Source organism: Terriglobus sp. 2YAB30_2 (assembly GCF_052114765.1).
In the GTDB taxonomy this organism is placed as follows: Bacteria; Acidobacteriota; Terriglobia; order Terriglobales; family Acidobacteriaceae; genus Terriglobus.
Window position 1 is genome coordinate 40,947 of sequence record NZ_JBFRFJ010000018.1, and the last position, 17,020, is coordinate 57,966.

General features: G+C 57.5%; 14 protein-coding genes. 6 read left to right on the plus strand and 8 right to left on the minus strand.

Features of this window, described 5'->3' with window-relative positions:
* Positions 1 to 21: 21 nt before the first annotated feature.
* Together AB4Y89_RS20825 and AB4Y89_RS20830 are read right to left on the minus strand one after the other, a co-directional pair.
* Positions 22 to 702 carry a hypothetical protein gene (locus AB4Y89_RS20825; RefSeq protein WP_442302864.1) on the minus strand — a complete coding sequence of 227 codons (681 nt, stop codon included), beginning with the start codon at positions 700 to 702 and terminating at the stop codon, positions 22 to 24.
* Positions 703 to 797: 95 nt separating this feature from the next.
* Positions 798 to 1,745 carry an amidohydrolase family protein gene (locus AB4Y89_RS20830; protein ID WP_442302865.1) on the minus strand — a complete coding sequence of 316 codons (948 nt, stop codon included), beginning with the start codon at positions 1,743 to 1,745 and terminating at the stop codon, positions 798 to 800.
* Positions 1,746 to 1,845: 100 nt separating this feature from the next.
* Here AB4Y89_RS20830 and AB4Y89_RS20835 point away from each other — a divergent pair, with 100 nt between their 5' ends.
* Together AB4Y89_RS20835 and AB4Y89_RS20840 are read left to right on the plus strand one after the other, a co-directional pair.
* Positions 1,846 to 2,691, plus strand: a complete 846-nt coding sequence (locus tag AB4Y89_RS20835; protein ID WP_442302866.1) for a helix-turn-helix domain-containing protein — start codon at positions 1,846 to 1,848, stop codon at positions 2,689 to 2,691.
* A gap of 558 nt (positions 2,692 to 3,249) precedes the next feature.
* Complete coding sequence (locus AB4Y89_RS20840) at positions 3,250 to 4,374, plus strand: lipase family protein (RefSeq protein WP_442302867.1); 1,125 nt, start codon at positions 3,250 to 3,252, stop codon at positions 4,372 to 4,374.
* A gap of 321 nt (positions 4,375 to 4,695) precedes the next feature.
* Here the strand turns inward: AB4Y89_RS20840 and AB4Y89_RS20845 are convergent, their stop codons facing one another.
* The 3 genes from AB4Y89_RS20845 to AB4Y89_RS20855 form a co-directional block, all read right to left on the minus strand.
* Positions 4,696 to 6,063, minus strand: coding sequence for a hypothetical protein (locus AB4Y89_RS20845; RefSeq protein WP_442302868.1), 1,368 nt, complete (start codon positions 6,061 to 6,063; stop codon positions 4,696 to 4,698).
* A 141-nt stretch (positions 6,064 to 6,204) separates the two neighbouring features.
* Positions 6,205 to 6,765 carry a hypothetical protein gene (locus tag AB4Y89_RS20850; protein ID WP_442302869.1) on the minus strand — a complete coding sequence of 187 codons (561 nt, stop codon included), beginning with the start codon at positions 6,763 to 6,765 and terminating at the stop codon, positions 6,205 to 6,207.
* Positions 6,766 to 6,834: 69 nt separating this feature from the next.
* A complete protein-coding gene (locus AB4Y89_RS20855) occupies positions 6,835 to 7,404 on the minus strand; it encodes a TetR/AcrR family transcriptional regulator (protein WP_442302870.1) in 570 nt (189 codons plus the stop codon).
* Between the two features lie 113 nt (positions 7,405 to 7,517).
* Between AB4Y89_RS20855 and AB4Y89_RS20860 the strand changes: the two genes are divergently transcribed.
* Positions 7,518 to 7,901, plus strand: a complete 384-nt coding sequence (locus tag AB4Y89_RS20860) for a nuclear transport factor 2 family protein (RefSeq protein WP_442302871.1) — start codon at positions 7,518 to 7,520, stop codon at positions 7,899 to 7,901.
* 233 nt (positions 7,902 to 8,134) lie between these two features.
* On the plus strand, positions 8,135 to 9,340 hold the full coding sequence (locus tag AB4Y89_RS20865) for a PcfJ domain-containing protein (RefSeq protein WP_442302872.1): 1,206 nt from the start codon (positions 8,135 to 8,137) through the stop codon (positions 9,338 to 9,340).
* Positions 9,341 to 9,774: 434 nt separating this feature from the next.
* Here the strand turns inward: AB4Y89_RS20865 and AB4Y89_RS20870 are convergent, their stop codons facing one another.
* From AB4Y89_RS20870 to AB4Y89_RS20880, 3 genes are all read right to left on the minus strand, one after another.
* On the minus strand, positions 9,775 to 10,923 hold the full coding sequence (locus tag AB4Y89_RS20870; protein ID WP_442302873.1) for a phosphatidylinositol-specific phospholipase C1-like protein: 1,149 nt from the start codon (positions 10,921 to 10,923) through the stop codon (positions 9,775 to 9,777).
* 264 nt (positions 10,924 to 11,187) lie between these two features.
* Complete coding sequence (locus AB4Y89_RS20875) at positions 11,188 to 11,841, minus strand: CPBP family intramembrane glutamic endopeptidase (RefSeq protein ID WP_442302874.1); 654 nt, start codon at positions 11,839 to 11,841, stop codon at positions 11,188 to 11,190.
* Positions 11,842 to 11,892: 51 nt separating this feature from the next.
* On the minus strand, positions 11,893 to 12,285 hold the full coding sequence (locus AB4Y89_RS20880) for a hypothetical protein (protein WP_442302875.1): 393 nt from the start codon (positions 12,283 to 12,285) through the stop codon (positions 11,893 to 11,895).
* 86 nt (positions 12,286 to 12,371) lie between these two features.
* Between AB4Y89_RS20880 and htpG the strand changes: the two genes are divergently transcribed.
* On the plus strand, positions 12,372 to 14,261 hold the full coding sequence (gene htpG, locus AB4Y89_RS20885) for a molecular chaperone HtpG (protein WP_442302876.1): 1,890 nt from the start codon (positions 12,372 to 12,374) through the stop codon (positions 14,259 to 14,261).
* Positions 14,262 to 14,838: 577 nt separating this feature from the next.
* Positions 14,839 to 16,803: a beta-L-arabinofuranosidase domain-containing protein gene (locus AB4Y89_RS20890; protein ID WP_442302877.1), complete on the plus strand. Its 1,965-nt coding sequence runs from the start codon at positions 14,839 to 14,841 to the stop codon at positions 16,801 to 16,803.
* Positions 16,804 to 17,020 lie beyond the last annotated feature (217 nt).

Consider the following 17,020-nt stretch of genomic DNA (forward strand, 5'->3'; position numbering starts at 1 on the left):
GGAGTGCACCCAAAACCCAGCCTACGACTGCGGCCAGTAGCTCATATCTCTCCGAAACCGTGCGAGCTCCAGGCGTGTGTCAACAACCGCATCCTGCGGCATGGCTGCAACCAGCCGGCGGAAGATCTCTGCGTTCTCCGGCAGGTCGATGCTGTTGCGTGCCGGCAGCAGCAGAAGATAATCAGTCGCTCCAGTAACCGGCCGCAGGATGGCATGCGGCCCACCGATGCCGCGCATCACGCCGATGGCCGCGTGCTCAAAGGCGCTTTCAGCTCCGGGGCGCAGGCGCAACGTGAAGAAGCTCAACAGCGGGTACGATTCGATGTCTTGCGGCCGGAAAACAGTCAGCGGCGACATCACCTCATAGCTGACAACAGAGCGAATCTGGCCATACGGCAGAACGTTCATGGCGTTATCGGCCGCATCTTCCGCCGGCTTGACGGGGTTGTCGAAGTCGGTCCACTGATGAAACATGGTGGCGTCGATGAAGGCTCCATAGCGGTCGCCGGAGATGATGGTCCAGCCATACCATGTCCACGGATCGGACGCGGAACGATGCCATGCAAGGTGGCGCTTGTAGCCGTCTTCAAAGGAAGATACGTCCATCGGCTGCCAGGTGACGAAGCGGGCAGCGTTCTCCCGTATCTGTGAGAACGCTGTTGTGGCAAGCAGAAGGACAGCAGCGAGATAGCAGCGATTCATTCGTTACTCCAGAGGCCTCGGCGGTTTGACGCGCACGAACCTCAGAAGGATATCGTGTGATCCTGCTTTGCGACCTTCATGTACTCGCTACCTCATCAACTCAACCGATAGAACTTGGCAGCGTTGTTATAGAAGATGTCACGCTTCTCATCCGCGCTGAGGAACGGAGCGGACTGCACTGCATCCACTGCCATGGCGATGCCTTCCGGCCAGTACATCTGGTCCGTGCCGAACATCAGCCGCTTGCCAAAGCCGGCCCGCATCAGCGCCTGCAGGTAGTGATAGAACTCCGCGCGTGGAAGCAGCCAGTCGATGGCGCCCAGGTCGGCATTGACCTGCGGATAGTGGAACAAGGTGGAGATGGTGTCGTCGAGATACGGCCAGCCGGCATGCATCAGGTTCAGGCGAAGCTTGGGATAGCGGTTGAGCGCCTCCTCCACCAGAATGGGATCGCCCAGGCGCGCGCGTGCAGTGCGGCAGCATGGATCGAACGACATTCCCGGGGGCATGGTGCCGGTGTGTAGCGCTACCGGGATATCCAGCTCTTCAGCCAGTGCCAGATAGGCAGCGTACTTGGGGTCGTCGAGCGTAATTCCCGCGTACTGTGTTGTGACCTCTCCCAGTACGCGCAGGCGGCCGTCCTTGAACGCACTGCGGAGTACATTCAACTCCGGCAGGGGAGTATCGGCGGAGCCACGCACGCCGGCGCCGGCAATGATCTTGTTCGGCTCCGCGTTGCACCAGGAATACGCGGCGGCAAGACGATCTCCGTCTCCTCCGCTGACGACTGCCTTGACGATATTCAGGCGCTTCATCTCTGCCAGGCAGGCGGCGCGATGAGCTGCTCCATCCTTGAGCTGTACGGCTTTGCCGGTAGCGGGATTCACCGCGGCGGGGATGGGCAGGTCGTCCGGGTAGGCGTGCAGATGCACGTCAATGATGGGTTGCTGTTGCTGCGTCATCTTTCCCAGGGCAGAAGGAACCAGGCTGATGGCTGCCGAGCTTGAGCTGAGCTGCAGGAATCGCCGGCGGTCAATGATCATAAGAAATGCTCCTTCAAGGAGGAATACCGGAGGGGAGGTAATGGTGGCAATTACCTCAGAGGTAAAGCAGACGTTTCAGAGCAGGGCATAAGATGGCTCAATGCCCTCTGAGCAGCGCCGCCAGCACTCCCCAAACTCCTCCGACATTGTAAGCAGAATCGGCGAGCTTGTTCGCCAGTGGCGCACCCTTCGCCACCTGAGCCAGCTTGAGCTCGCGCTCGAGGCAGGAATCTCCGCTCGCCATCTCAGTTTTATCGAAGGCGGCAAGGCTCTGCCCAGCCGGGAGATGGTGACACAGCTTGCTGAGGCGCTCGCTATCCCGCTCCGGGAGCGTAATGCTCTGTTCCTCGCAGCAGGGTTTGCTCCCACGCACCGCGAGACCGGCTTGGCGCAGCCGGAGATGGCGCTGATCAATCGGGCCATCGAGTTCATCCTCAAACAGCAGGAGCCCTATCCCGCGCTGGTCCTCAACCGGCACTGGGATATTACGCGTGCGAACGAGGGCGCAGCCGCGTTCATGAACTTTGTCTTCGATACTCCGCCGGACGATCCCAACATGATCCGTCAGATCTTCAGCGACCACCTGCTGCGCCCGTTCATCGCTAACTGGGATGAGGTAGCGTCTGACCTCATACGACGTCTGCATCACGAGATCGACTGGGCGCCGACGGATGAGAAACTGCGCGCGTTGCTGGAGTTCGCCCTGGCCAGTCCACATGTGCCGGAGAAATCAAAGGTGCGGCCCATGGAGGTTTCCATGTCGCCGACACTGAACTTCGTCATTCGCAAGAACGGCGTAGAGCTCAGCTTCTTTTCAACATGGACCAGCTTCGCCGCACCGCACGACGTCACGCTGGATGAGCTGCGGATCGAGTCATCGTTCCCAGCGGATGACGCGAGCGCGCGATTGTGGGAGAGGATCATCGCCGGTGAATTCAGACGATGAGCTTGTCGTACCTTCACTGTGTAGTCTTGGATCGGCGGATGATCAAGACGTGTTGAGCCTCCGCATCCCTTGTCTCCAATTAACTTAACCTTGACTCAAAATCCATTGACAATCACCACCCCTCTCATTACTCTTCGAGACTGATATCTTCTTCCACGCTGAGCTGTACTAAGAAGAAGAACATCAATGCAATGTAGGTACATTGCCCTCTTGCCTTCGGTTTTCCCACGGGTGTGCTGTGTCGTTTAAGACACGCGAGGAGAACCTATGAATGCGGCAAGAAGTTCGCACACACTGCCCTAGCCGACCCAGGACTACCTTATCCCCCATTGCAGAATCTTCGCGGTTCTGCGCGCAGCGCGATCAGTTGTGCGATCGCCTGTGAAGTAACGTTCGGGCCATAGAGTATTTTCCCTGTAGGTGCAGAGTAGGGCTTCCGCATCTATACGCGTTTTCCGCAATGAAAACGCTCCTGCACTCCTCTTCCGGGATACCAGCAACAGGGAAATGCTCTACACGGTCCCTCCACCTTCGTATTCGCTCCAGGAGGTAACGCTTATGTCGACCACTGCCTATGCACCGTCTTCTCTTTCCTCGAAGGGAAAAGCAACCTGTCAGGTAAGCACGAACCCGCCGGCACTGCCCCAATCCGTTCCAGCGGGCTTTGATGCTCAGCTCGCGTATGTTCTTGGCCTGTGCTGCAACGCGGCGAACGATCAGTACTCCGACTACGTGACCAACACTCCCGCTGATCCTAAGAACCTGCTTGGCCCTAAGAGCTGGCAGATACAATCCGTTGCGCCCACCCCTTGGGATCCTGATTTTTCCCAGATCGTCGCGCAGGGATACACGCTGAAGTCACATACCAACCTGTCAGTTTACGAAACCGATATAAACGGCAATTCCGTGCAAATTCCGGCGGGATTTATCGCGCAGCTTGAACCGACAGGCACGAAGAAGAGCAGCATCATCGTCGTGGCTTTCCACGGTACCCAGAACAGCTACGAGGGGGGCAAGATTGATATAGACGTCATCCCTGCTACGTTTGGCGGGCTGCTTGGAAATCTAGGATCGGTGCACGGAGGCTTTTATAAACAGTACACAACGGGCTCCAACGGACAAGGCAATTTGATTGATCGCGTTGACGGGTCACTCGCGCAGCAGATCTACCAGTATTTCAAGGAGAACGAAGATCCAACTATCTCAGTGAAGGTCACGGGACATAGCCTGGGTGGAGCATTGGCGACCCTGTGTGCACTGGACATCGCCTTCAACTTTGAGTCCAAATTCGATGCGATCTCGATGTACAGTCTGGCAAGTCCACGTGTGGCTGACTCATGGGCATCAGATCCCTCTGGCGTCAGCACGCTCGTTTCGAACTACCAGGAGTACGTCCCCGACAGCTATCGCATTGTTAACACCTTGGACTCGGTACCGGGGCGTCCTAGCGCGCTGACTCCTCCATGGCCCCCGGTGCAGAATTATTGTGCTCACGTCTTTGCTGACGATGTTGCGATACAGCTTGGAATAGTCAACCCATCCGCGCTCTACAAAAACCTTATCAGCTTCAGCGATGCGAATTCGCAGAATGGTACTGATTCGCCGCCGGAGTGCCAGGGAGCCCATTCCTGTCCTGCAGTGTACGTCCCTTTCCTGAAGAGACTCGCAGCCCAGTTCGCGTGATTTGACGTTCGTAGATAGCAATGTCGCGGACTTAAATCGCATTGATAGAAAACTAGGGCCAATCGAGCGAGGCATGAAGAAATCTTTCATGCCTCGCTCGAGGATCTGTCTGCCCACACAGTGCATCCCGTTTCGCACCGCAGGTGCGAATGCCTTGCTTAAGGGGACGGCTTAAAGCCGCCGTTTCTGCGGCATCTGTGCGGCATGGCTGAAAGCCATGCCCTTAACAAGACCTTCGCACTTGCAGTGCGAATGGTTGCACTAAGACCGTGTAAGAGCCGGGGCGATGATAGATGCGTCTTCCTCGATAGTTCGCGCAGACTATGATTCAAAGCCGCGGATATACGGAGTATTTGGCGGCCGAGGGCCGGTCTCAAAGAGTGGACCGTGTGTTGAGCGATATCTCATGTTCATGAAGGGCGTCTCGACGCGGCGTCCAACGGCGGAGTAGCGGCCGTTCTCCCAGTTCGATTCCATGTAGTGGTTCACGATGCCGGTCGACAGAAGCAGCCGTTCCGCATTGAACGGCTCCTTTCGGGTCAGCATCATCTCGATGAGCCAGTGATCGAAAGCATTGGCAGCGTGATACTGCGAAACGGGTCCGGGCCAGCCAAGCATGGAGATGATTGTTGGATCCTTCTGCCCTTCGATCTCGCCGGCATAGGTCCAGCCCACACCCTCGCCCGAAATTACGGCCCCATAGGTCCCGTCGTTGTACTCCACAATGCAAACGGCCGGCCGGTTGCTCTCTTGAAAATGCCCCGGCTTCAGGTCGAAGTTCTTTCGCACTGATTCAAGCAGGTTACCGGCCCAGGGAGTGCGTTCGACCCATTTCCGAGTCTCAGGCCCGCGAATAGACTGCACCGACCTGACGCCCGTCTCCCCACCCTTGCGGCGGTCGACAAAGGACTGAAGCACGTCGATGCAATGGAAGATGGCTCCCTCATCCGGAGCGGCTCCAACCACGATCGAGTTCCTGAGCGGCGTATCCACCGCAAGATCGATCTCAGGCTTGCGGAAGTAAGTCGGTATGGAAGAGCCGCCGGTCAAGGGGAAGTTCAGCTCGCGTGACTTATCAAACATCCACTTGGCGTCATCCCAGCTGTAGGAGAGATGCTTATCGTTAAACACAGGCACGGAACGGTTGCTTTGCTCGAAGACCTTGATGACCTGCTGGTAGATCCACCAGCGCGGCAACAGCCAATGCCCCTTGAGATCGGTTGGATAGTTCCCGTGTTCCGCGACGATAACGACACCATCCACCGCAAGGTCCTTGCCGCCAAGGGTGACGGCTTCTCCCGGCGTTTTAAAGATGGGGATATTCTTTGCCTTGCATACTTTCTGCCCCAGCAAGCTCGTGTCGAACTGATGGATGTAAACGGACACCACGTCCACCTGTGAAGGAGTATGGGCGCCCTGCCACCAATAGCCGTCCAACAGCTTATTGACGATCCAGTCTGCATGGGATGTCGGCAGACCCCAATAGCTGACGAGACAGGCAATCCGAGGCCGTCTTCCGCTGGTTTGCGCAACGGCGCCGGGTGCGAAACCTGTCAAACCGGCTAAACCCGCCATGCCGGCCATTCCCAGTACCTCACGCCGCGTGAAGAGAGAGTTCGATCCAGTTGGCCCAGTGTTTAAAGATGTATCCGCCGCCGTAGCTGCAATTTCAAGATGTCTCTTTTTCATAGTCCGATGCGATTGTGTACAAACCAGCTTTGGTCAGTGCTGTCATCGTACTACCGGCGTACCGCCTTTGGCTTTTTCACCTATCGCTATCCGGATATCAGGCTGGAGCGTAACGTCACCGGCCGCAACGCTCCACCTCGTCTAAGCTTCGGAGAGTTGCGAGAGCTTTCGGCTCAGCAGGACTCCGCCGATAAGGAAGTAGACCGCACCGAAGATGGCATACCCTCCAAGATCCTTCGCATGTAGCTTTCCGCTAAGGCCGCCCAGTACAAAGGCAACGCCTGCGGCAGTCGATTGCGCACCGCTCAGGATCATCGCCCATTGTCCACCGAGTTGCTTGCGGCGAATGAGCCCGGCAACAAGCTGCAGCAGTCCGGCTCCGAGTGCCCATGCACCGAAGATCGCGATGGAGATCGCCTCTCTACTGAAGACCGTCAAGGCGATCCCAACAGCAGTCGCGGTTCCCAGCAGTGCATTGATCACCTGCGAGGTGCGTGCGCTGCCGGTGGGCCGAGAAGCGCCGAGATCGTACAGCGTGCAGGCTACATCCCACAGTGGGTACACGATGAGCAAAACGGAAGCGAAATGTGGCTGCGTAAGCGCCGCCGAAATCACGGCTCCGGCCCAAAGCAGCTGAAACGCCGTCCGGACGAGATACAGGTTGCGCAGGGAGCGGGCTGATTCAAAGGAATTGGTTTGCATAAAGCACCTTTCTACCTTCTAGTTGGTAGGTTTAATTGGCAGAGCCAGGGACACATGTGGCTCTGCAGTTTAGTGTTTGGGGGCAGCGATCCGCTTGAGCGCCGCTCCTGTAACTTGCTTGAAGACATCACACTTGCCAGTGGCGCGCGCGGAGAGCATTGCCCCGTGGACCACCGCCATCAGTGTCTGGGCTTCCGTTGCTGCTGAATCCTGCAACTTGATAACGCCTGCTTTTACGCCGGCCTTCAGAGTTCGTTCCAGCCATTCCCCCAGTACACTGAAGTGCAGGCGAACCTCGGCTTGCACTTCCTCTGGCAGAGAAGGAAGCTCCGCTCCCATCAGGGCAGCCACACAGAAGGGGACTGTCCGTCCTCGGATACACCCCTCCCAATACTGGACATAGGCATGAAGGCGCTTCCAGGGATCTTCGATCTGCCTGTCGAGCTGTTCAGTTCCTTCGATCGTTCTTTCGCGATGCGCTCTGAGAACGGCCGCGGCCAGACCAGCCTTTGTCGGGAAGTGGTGATGGATGCTCGGTTTTTTGATCTCCACCGCTTCCGAGATATCGGCGTAGCTGAAGGCCGAGTACCCTCTGTCGATCATCAGGGCCTCCGCCGCCTTCAGAATGCGTTCTGCCATCTCTCCTTGCATTACCAAAGTAGACTACCAACTAGTCGGTTTGGTTACAAAAACTTTGTGACCTTCAGCACCTATGGGGGTCGAAGAGGAAAATAGGGTGACAGGAGAGTTGCATGGCAGACACGAAGACCTTGATTGAGCAAGCGTACTCTGCATTCAATAAGCGTGACATCGACAGTGTCTTAGCACTGATGACGCACGATGTGAACTGGCCCAAGGTTTCGGAGGGCGGCAGAGCTGTAGGCAAGGAAGAGATCCGCGCCTACTGGACTCGGCAGTGGGAAGAGTTCGATCCCCATGTCGAGCCACTGGAAATCACCGAGGAAGATGGAGGCAAGGTCCGTGTCAGGGTGCACCAACTCGTCAAGAACCTTCACGGAGACCTTCTATTAGACAGAGAGATTTTTCATGTGTTCACCATGAAGACCGGTCTGATCGCGGCTATGGAGCTTGGGGACGAGGCTGACCCGGCTGCAGCATTCTCACATCGACCCTGACTCGCTGCCCGCAAGACAGCCAGCAAAGCTGGCCCACAGGAGATGAATCCCCTGAAATGAATTGACGAATACATCACCGAATGCTCTATCATGAGCCTCGTGATGTTCTTCTCCGTTATCTAAACCGGACAAAACAGGCAGGCTGCGATCAGCAGTTGCGGCCTTGTTGTTTTTGTATCTCGGCGGATTACTGCATGCCGCTTACTCGCCGGTTTAGAAAACAGGAGAAGTTTATGTCTTGGTCTGAACGTTTTGTTCAGCATCACAAGCGACAGACGGACTGCGCCATTCACCGTGCATTCATGCAATTGGCAGTGGATCCGCTCGCCTTGGAGAAGTTTCATGAAGTGCTGCACTGCGCGCGCAAGCGGGCGGCGCGCTTGTTCGAAGCGCCAGTCTTTAACGGCTGTCATCCCGGCATAGACGCGCTTGCCAATCTGTCTCGATTTCGAAACGCACACATCCGTCCAGTGATCGACTGGGCGGGCACATCTTCATCATGGCGGCCAGCGGTTTCGTCGTTGGCGCGCCATCTTATTTGCGAGTACAACGTTCCAGCGTTTCTTGCCTCTGCGTGGTACGCGGCGGACTCTACTGCGGATAAGAAACGCAGCTGGTTCGTCGCACATTCTCGTGGAGCCAGCTTTCGATCACTCAACCTGCCGATCATGATGACGCGGAAGATGGAACACATCTTTCTGGCGTCCCAGGATCATCTGCCAATCGAATATGCCATCCGTAAGGCGGAGCTACTCGCCCTGGGGGCGCCTGTCAAATTTACGCAGGCGATTCTGTCTACTCCATTGGCGACCGACCTGCGTCATAGCGAGTTCTGGCGCACTGTTTGGATCTTTCTGATCGCAAATGCCAGTGATATCGATCCCACGCAGATCGGACCCATGATCGACTTCCTTCAGGCGGTTCGTCACGATCGAGTCGCAGTAGAGACGCCGGAGGGAATGACGGACCTTGATCCACCGGAGTCGGCCTTTTCCATGAAAGGTCGAACAGTGCAGTCAATGCTGCGGTTGATGCAAGCCTGGCATCGGAGTCTTGGAGGCAGCAGTGCCGCGTTCTCGTGGACGCGGTCACCGTTTCAACCCTTGGTCTTCGAAGAGCCAGGCCGGGATGTTTCAGAGATGCCAAGACGCTGGCACATGATGGAACTTACCAATAGCGCTCAGCTCCGGAAAGAAGGCGCCGCGCTGCACCATTGCGTCGCCAGCTATGCGTATCGCTGCGATCGCGGAACCTCGAGCATATGGTCGCTCAGCTTGTGGCAAGGAGAGAAGGTTCGCCATGTATTAACGGTCGAAGTCGATCCGAGAAGACGTGCTGTCATTCAGGCTCGCGGCCGGGCGAATCGCGCAGCTTCAGGAAAGCCACTCCTGCTGTTGCAGGAGTGGGCCGGTCGAGAGAGGCTACGCATGGCTATTTAATGTGCTGACGTATGCTCGCTTATGGTTAGTCGGGATCGACGATGCGGTTGTGTAGACCGTCCACACAGTGCATCCCGTTTCGCACCGGAGGTGCGAATGCCTTGCTTAAGGGGACGGCTTTAGCCGTCCCGTATCAGCACTGAACGACACGCGGCTTTAGCCGCTGAGGTCAGATCCAAATGCGAAGCACAGCATTTGGAGGTTCTCAGATATATCGCCCTCAGCGGCTAAAGCCGCCACTTTCCCTGGCGTCTGAAGCGGCATGGCTGAAGCCATGCCCTTAAGCGAGACGTTCGCACCTGAGGTGCGAAATGGTTGCGCTACGCGCACCAGATCAGAGTCATGGCACTATATCCCAGCGTGCCTGTTGCAGAAGCTCCAGTTCCCACCTGCCGCCGACCAGCCATTAAATCTTAAGATGTCGCCGTTCTGCGTTACGGCTGATGCGAAGCAGACGGCTCCTTCGTCCTGACTCCCGGCTCCAACAACGCATCGCTGCATTCGGAAGGCGCATTGACCGGGTTGCAGCGTGCTGCGAAACCTCCGGGTAGACCGACGGTGTAACCCGTCCACGGCGCAGGTTCAGAGACAGGGAAGTCGGTGCTGACCATCTGGGCTCCGGTTGCCAGCGTCAGGTCGCGTCGGGTGGTGTCGTTCGTGCGGCCCTGGTCAGTGTTGAAGTCTGCACGGGTGCGTACAAGATAGCCGCTCTTCACCAGCGCGCGGATCTCATCCTGCGAACCCTTGTCACGCTCTACAAACGCGGCGTCGGGCTTGCCGGGCTCAGAGTTGGTGAACAGTACGCGTCCCTGCAGTACCGGGTGGCCCTCTAAGTAAGCAGGAGCAGACGGCCGGTTGTAGAGAAGAAAGAGGACCTTGCCGCGCGACTCCGCCAGAGTTGGCCATGCGCCCGCGAGCACTGCGGCTTCCAGCGTGGAATACTTGCCGCGCACATTGTCCGGAGTGATGAGTTCCTGCTCGGGGAAGACCGAACGGATCTCGGCATCCAGCGAGTTCCATGTCTCTGCGGTCCAGGGCTCTGCGGTCGTCGCTCCGGGAAGCTGGCTGAGCCGTCCCTGTTTGTCTTCGATCAACAACAGAATTGGAACGTGTTTGGGATGCGCCTTCGACCAACCGCGAATGTCTTGCAGGCAGTGTACAAAGGTCTGGCAACTGCTGCGCTGGTTGACGTCGCCCAGATGAATGACCTTGAAGCCGGGCTTATCCATCTCGTGCTTCGGATCGAAGTCAGGATCGGCGGGAAGGCCGGCTTCCTTTGTCAGTCCAACGATCTTCGGATGCGAAAAGCGGCCGCCGGTGGGGTCAGTAACAATATCCAGCTCCAGTTGACGGACCCCGGCATCAAGTTGTTTCGGCAGCGACTGATGATGGTAGTCCACGCCATGAAAGGCGTCAGGAAAATGCCCGGAGAAGTACTTCTCTTCGCTGGGCGCAAAGCCGGTGTTGTAGCTGTTGTGTGAGCCCACAACCTGGATCTGGTTCAGATGGAGAAGCTTGTCCTGCTTACTGCTTGTCTGTGCTGCGGCGGCCACTGCCGCCAGCGCAAGCAGGCCCGCGCCCAAAGCATTTTTTCTGTAGATGTAGTGGAGGGTTTGTGCATCTATGGGCGTTTTCCGCAATGAAAACGCCGCTGCACGCTTCTGCCGGGATACCCAACAGCAGGAAAAATGCTTGAACGTGGAGTATGTCATTCCCTACCAAATCCCTTCATCTGCGCCAGAGATACATGTTCCTGCTCTGAGGGTATAGATCAGCAGACACGAATCAATAGGCCTCATGCCCTACGAGCAGGATCAAGCGGGAAGCCAACTGGCATGGGGCGCGCTTCAACTGGGCTTTGGCCAGACCCCGTGATAAAAGTACTGCCCCAGACCCACGGTAAACAGCCAGCAGCCGTACAGCGCATGCTCAACGCTGGAGACGAAGAGCGATTCCGTGTGCTGGTATCGCCAGGCAAACAGGAGTCCTCCGAGGAACGTCAGCACGACCGCCAAAGGGTTGCGGAAGACGATATGCATCCCGCCAAAGACAGCCGCGCTTGCAGCAACCAGCATCAGTCCGCCCTCGGGTGTCGCTGGAAACAGACAGGCATAGCGATGCATGAAGAACGCTCGATAGAGAAAGGCTTGTGGATAGACAGAGAGAATCGGGTATAGCACCATCACCATCGCCCAGAAGCGTGTGTGTCGGCGCGCGAAGCTCCATTCCAGATTTGGCGCCAGCCAGTGAACACCTGCCCACTGCAGTGCTGCCACGACCAGGAAGATCGCCAGGATGCCGGCCAGGTTGCTTCCCAGCGGAGCAGGATTCCATAGCTGCCTGCGATCGAAGCCCGGATCTCGGGCCAATTGCCACCATGCATACCCGGCCGCCAGCCAAAGTACCGGCAAGGCTGGAAGGCGTACCGGGGAAAGCCGGTATGCCGCCGGTACTCCGATGAATAGAACTACTAACTCAAACAGCAGCCCTGCGTGCGCCATTCCGGGTAGAGTACCTCTCGCCACATGACATGCTCGTGAATTATGCCGCAGCTAGGGCCGCGCAAGACGGATAATTTCCGCGAGCTCCTCCTCCAGGACCCTGGCGACGTCAGCCTCATTCGCTGTAGGGGCGATGGGAACCGTAATGATGACGGTGCTGCCACCCAGCGGGCGAGGTGTTACGCGGATGTACGCGCCGCCCCGCCTGTTGTCAGCCATCTCCCGAATGTAGTCCACGGCGAGGGCTGTGGGATGCAGGAAGAGCTCCGTGTTGAAGCTGTCGCCGTTTTTGGTGACACGGAAGTGAGTTTTATCGGTGGACTCAATCGAATCGGCGAAGGCGGGCGCCCATTTGGGGAGATTGCTGACTTCAGCAAGAACCTTGTAGATCTCGATCGGCTCAAGGTCAGACTCGGCGGCGCGGGTCAGGGTTTGGAGGGACATGGATGGTTAGATGAGGTGGCCGGCGGGGGCGTTCCACAGAAACCCAGCTTCATTCCGGCCGGTTTTTTGGCAAAATTAAGAACGATATGTCCAAGCAGCAATTCCAGACTGAAGTCTCCCAGCTCCTGCACCTGATCGTTCACTCACTTTACTCACACCCGGAGATCTTTCTCCGCGAGCTCATCTCCAACTCCTCCGATGCGCTCGATAAGCTGCGCCACCTCAGCCTGACCGACGAGAAGTACAAGGCCCTCGTCGGCAGTGGCATCGACTCGCCGCGCATCGATCTCGAGCTCGACGAGGCCAACAAGACCCTGTCTCTCTCCGATACCGGCATCGGTATGAGCGAGGAAGACCTGATCTCGCACCTCGGCACCATTGCCCGCTCCGGCACGAAGAACTTCCTGTCGCAGCTCTCCGGCGATGACCGTAAAGACTCCAACCTCATCGGCCAGTTCGGCGTCGGCTTCTACTCCGTCTTCATGGTCGCCGACAAGGTCGAGGTCGTCTCGCGCAAGGCTGGGGAAGAGAAGACCTATCGCTGGATCAGCGATGGCAAGACCGGCTTTGAAATCGAAGAGGTCACCGGCGATGCTGCGCGCAAGGCAGCCGGAACCACGATCCTGATCCACTTCAACGACGAGGGAGCGCAGTACGCCAACGGCTGGCGTCTGCAGGAGATCGTCAAGAAGTACTCCAATCACATCGCCTTCCCCATCTTCCTGACCTACGAGAAGAGTGAGTGGGACGACGAAAAGAAGGAGTCGATTAAGACCCGCACCACCGAACAGGTCAACGCCGCCAGCGCCATGTGGCGCCGCTCGAAGTCTGAGCTTACCGACGACGACTACAAGGAGCTTTACAAGTCGATCGCCGGTGAGTGGGAGGATCCCCTCTTCTGGTTCCACACCCGCGCCGAGGGCACACTCGAGTACACCACGCTGTTCTACATACCGGCCAAGGCCCCACTCGATCTCTACCAGGCCGACTACAAGGGCGGCGTCAAACTCTACGTCAAACGCGTCTTCATCATGGACGACTCCCGGGATCTGCTGCCGCAGTATCTGCGCTTCGTCCGCGGCATTATCGACTCGGAAGATCTGCCGCTGAATGTCTCGCGCGAGATCCTGCAGCAGAACAAGGTGCTCACCAGCATCAAGACTGCCAGCGTCAAGAAGATCCTCTCTGAGCTGAAGACCATTGCGAACAACGATCCTGAGAAGTACGCGCAGTTCATCACCGAGTACAACCGCCCGCTCAAGGAAGGCCTCTACGGCGACTTCGCCAATCGCGAGACGCTGCTGGAGCTGATCCGCTTCAAGTCGTCGAAGGTTGCGGGGCTCACCTCGCTCGCCGAGGCGAAGGACCGCATGCAGCCAGAGCAAAAGGCGCTCTACTACATCACCGGCGGCACCGAGTCGATGCTGCGGAACTCGCCTTTGCTTGAGATCTACAAGAAGAAGGGAATTGAGGTCCTGATTCTTGACGATGACGTCGACGAGATCGTCTTCTCGACGGTCGCGAAGTATGGCGACATCGATCTGAAGGCTGTCAACAAGTCGTCTACCTCGGAAGATCTCAAGGATGAAGCCGCACCGGAGAAGGCCGAAGAACTGAAGCCGCTGTTGGAGAAGATCAAGGCCACCCTCGGCGATGTGGTGAAAGAGGTACGCGCCTCATCGCGGCTCGCCGACAGCCCTTCGGTGATCGTCTCCGACGAGGATGAGCCCTCAGCCCGCATGCGCCAGATGATGCAGGCGATGGGACAGACGAACCTGCCGGAGTTGCAGCCAACACTCGAGATCAACCCCGATCACGAGATTATCCGCAAGCTGCTGGCCGATCCCAGCAACGGCAAGGTCGAAGACGCCGCCTGGCTGCTCTTCGATCAGGCTCTGCTGCTTGAAGGTGTGCCGCTGAAAGACCCAGCTACCTTTGTGCAGCGGTTGAACCGGGTGTTGAACCAATCGATCTAAACCAGACACATGCACACGCATAACGCCTCCCATAGGGGAGGCGTTATGCATTGTTGCTTCAGGGGTTGAAGAGCAGCGGAGAAATCTGCTTCTCCACAAGATTGCCCTCAGCGGCTAAAGCCGCACTTGCCCGGGCTGTTTCGGCACGGCTGAAGCCGTGCCCTTAAACAAGACATTCGCGCGCTGCGCGAACAAGAGGCGAGTTTGTTTGCTGGGCATCTCTTCCATATTGGTTCATCCGGATACAGTGAAGTTGGCAGAGGGTTGCCGCAGATCGAGCGTCACTACATTGCTCTATGATCGTTGCGCTGGCGCAACCATTTCGCACGCAGGTGCGAATGCCTTGCTTAAGGGGACGGCTTCAGCCGTCCCATATAGAAGCCCGTAGAGACGCGGCTTTAGCCGCTGAGGTCAAATCTACTTCCGAAGATTGGCTCAGAATTTGTCGATACAGCCTAACGCTCATTGGCCGTCTCCACCCATCCAAGGCTAGACTGTTGCGGCAGCATTCTCGCGCTGTGTTTTGGAGGCAGATTTGTTCCCCCGTTTTCGTTCAGGCCTTAGTCGTCGGCAGTTCATGAAGTATGCTGGACTCGCTTCGACATCACCAGCACTTGCTTCGTCATTTGACTGGCTAGGCGATCCAGCGAAGTCCATTCGTGCAGGTGAATTCCAGTTGCTTCCGCTGGGCAGGGTCCAGCCCAAGGGATGGCTCAGGCACCAACTGGAGATACAGGCGAATGGGCTCAGCGGACATCTGGATGAGACCTGGCCTGACGTTGGCCCCAAGAGCGGCTGGCTCGGCGGCACCGGCGAATCATGGGAACGCGGGCCATATTTTCTGGATGGTCTGATCCCGCTTGCGTATCTCCTCGGTGATGAACGCCTCAAGGCGAAGGCGCAGCGGTTCGTGGATTGGACGCTCAAGAGTCAGACTGCAGACGGCATGTTTGGACCGGCCTCGAACAATGACTGGTGGCCGCGCATGGTTATGCTCAAGGCGCTGGCCCAGTATCAGGAGGCCACGGCCGATCCCCGCGTCATTCCCATGATGCAGCGTTACTTCAAGTACCAGCTCGTAGCGCTGCCGAATCGGCCGCTCACCTCATGGGGAAGATTTCGCTGGCAGGACCAGGTGCTGACGGTGCTGTGGCTCTACGATCGCGCACCTGATCCAGCGCTGCTTGATCTCGCAAAGCTTCTACGCGCACAGGGTTACGACTGGATGGCGCAGTACGAGAACTTTCAATACAAAGAGAAGATGTCGTCCGCCCATCTCGATCAGATGGAGAAGACGCCGGGCTTCAAAGACATCAAGCTCGCGACGCATGGCGTAAACAACGGACAGGCCGTCAAGACAGGAGCCATCTGGTCGCGGGTCACCGGCGCCGATGCCGACCGGCAGGCCGTATTGAAGATGATTGCGGAGCTCGATCGATATCACGGCCTTCCCAACGGAATGTTCTCCTGCGACGAGCATCTCGCGGGCCGGAGCCCATCGCAGGGATCGGAGCTCTGCACGGTGGTGGAGTACATGTACTCGCTGGAGCAGTCGCTGGCTGTATTGGGCGATGCCTCGCTTGCAGACCGGCTCGAGAAGCTGGCCTTCAATGCCTTGCCCGGAACCATGACGGATGACATGTGGGCGCATCAGTATGACCAGCAACCCAACCAGGTTGAGTGCAGTCTGCATAAGGAGCCATGGTCGACCAACGGTCCGGAATCGAATCTCTACGGTCTGGAACCGCACTTCGGTTGCTGTACCGCAAACTTCAGCCAGGGATGGCCGAAGTTCGCAGCCAATCTGTTCATGACCTCAGCTCAAGGCGCGATCGTGGCCGCGGCGTACAGCCCGTGCGAGGCCCAGCTCAAGCTGCAGGGAACTAACGTCCATATCGCAGAGGAGACGGAGTATCCCTTCCGCGGCAGTATCCGCATGACCGTCAATCCGTCGAAGCCGGTGAAGTTTCCTTTCCTGTTACGAGTTCCCGGCTGGGCAGAGGGTGCAGAGATCCTGGTGAATGGCCACAAGGAAAATGCACCGAAGGCCGGCACGTTCGCGCGTGTGGAGCGGGAGTGGAAGCAGGGGGATGTGGTCACCATCAACTTCCCCATGCAGCCTCGCGTTATCACGGGCTTCAACAACTCGGTCTCGGTAGAGCGGGGGCCGCTGGTCTTTTCTTACAGCATCGGTCAGGACTGGCTGAAGCTCCGCGACCGGGGTATGACGGCGGACTGGCAGGTGTATCCGAGCTCGCGCTGGAACTATGCGCTCGCGGTTGACCCCGCAGCTCCATCGCAGAAGATTACGTTGACGGAACATGCATTGGGAGACCGCCCATTCGCGGCCGAAGGAACTCCGACGCACTTGAAGGTGAAGGCGAAGCTATTGCCTTCGTGGATGGCGAGTGAAGGGACAGCCGGCGTTGTGCCGGAGAGTCCGGTCGAGAGTGCAGAGAAGGAAGGGACGATCTCGTTGATCCCGTACGCCGCGGCCAAGCTGCGCATTACATCTTTTCCACGGTTGAAGGAGAATAGTTAGAGCGTATCGGCGAGTTGACCTCGGAACTGGGTGCCCCATCCATTGCGTAGCAATGGGTGGGATGTTCGAGCGAAGCTCGAATCCGTCTGATCTTAGTGTTCGTTGAAGTAGATTTCCTTCTATCTGGTATCGCCAGTGAAGCTGACCTGGATGTTCTTCTCTAGAAAATGAAAATGCGGTTCGAGCTACGCTCGAATCTCCCACTCACGCTCCGCGT

Excerpts from the sequence above, each read along its gene's own strand:
- AB4Y89_RS20825 (WP_442302864.1), bottom strand. The coding sequence starts at position 702 with ATGAATCGCTGCTATCTCGCTGCTGTCCTTCTGCTTGCCACAACAGCG.
- AB4Y89_RS20830 (WP_442302865.1), bottom strand. The coding sequence starts at position 1,745 with ATGATCATTGACCGCCGGCGATTCCTGCAGCTCAGCTCAAGCTCGGCA.
- AB4Y89_RS20835 (WP_442302866.1), top strand. The coding sequence starts at position 1,846 with ATGCCCTCTGAGCAGCGCCGCCAGCACTCCCCAAACTCCTCCGACATT.
- AB4Y89_RS20840 (WP_442302867.1), top strand. The coding sequence starts at position 3,250 with ATGTCGACCACTGCCTATGCACCGTCTTCTCTTTCCTCGAAGGGAAAA.
- AB4Y89_RS20845 (WP_442302868.1), bottom strand. The coding sequence starts at position 6,063 with ATGAAAAAGAGACATCTTGAAATTGCAGCTACGGCGGCGGATACATCT.
- AB4Y89_RS20850 (WP_442302869.1), bottom strand. The coding sequence starts at position 6,765 with ATGCAAACCAATTCCTTTGAATCAGCCCGCTCCCTGCGCAACCTGTAT.
- AB4Y89_RS20855 (WP_442302870.1), bottom strand. The coding sequence starts at position 7,404 with ATGGCAGAACGCATTCTGAAGGCGGCGGAGGCCCTGATGATCGACAGA.
- AB4Y89_RS20860 (WP_442302871.1), top strand. The coding sequence starts at position 7,518 with ATGGCAGACACGAAGACCTTGATTGAGCAAGCGTACTCTGCATTCAAT.
- AB4Y89_RS20865 (WP_442302872.1), top strand. The coding sequence starts at position 8,135 with ATGTCTTGGTCTGAACGTTTTGTTCAGCATCACAAGCGACAGACGGAC.
- AB4Y89_RS20875 (WP_442302874.1), bottom strand. The coding sequence starts at position 11,841 with ATGGCGCACGCAGGGCTGCTGTTTGAGTTAGTAGTTCTATTCATCGGA.
- AB4Y89_RS20880 (WP_442302875.1), bottom strand. The coding sequence starts at position 12,285 with ATGTCCCTCCAAACCCTGACCCGCGCCGCCGAGTCTGACCTTGAGCCG.
- htpG (WP_442302876.1), top strand. The coding sequence starts at position 12,372 with ATGTCCAAGCAGCAATTCCAGACTGAAGTCTCCCAGCTCCTGCACCTG.
- AB4Y89_RS20890 (WP_442302877.1), top strand. The coding sequence starts at position 14,839 with ATGAAGTATGCTGGACTCGCTTCGACATCACCAGCACTTGCTTCGTCA.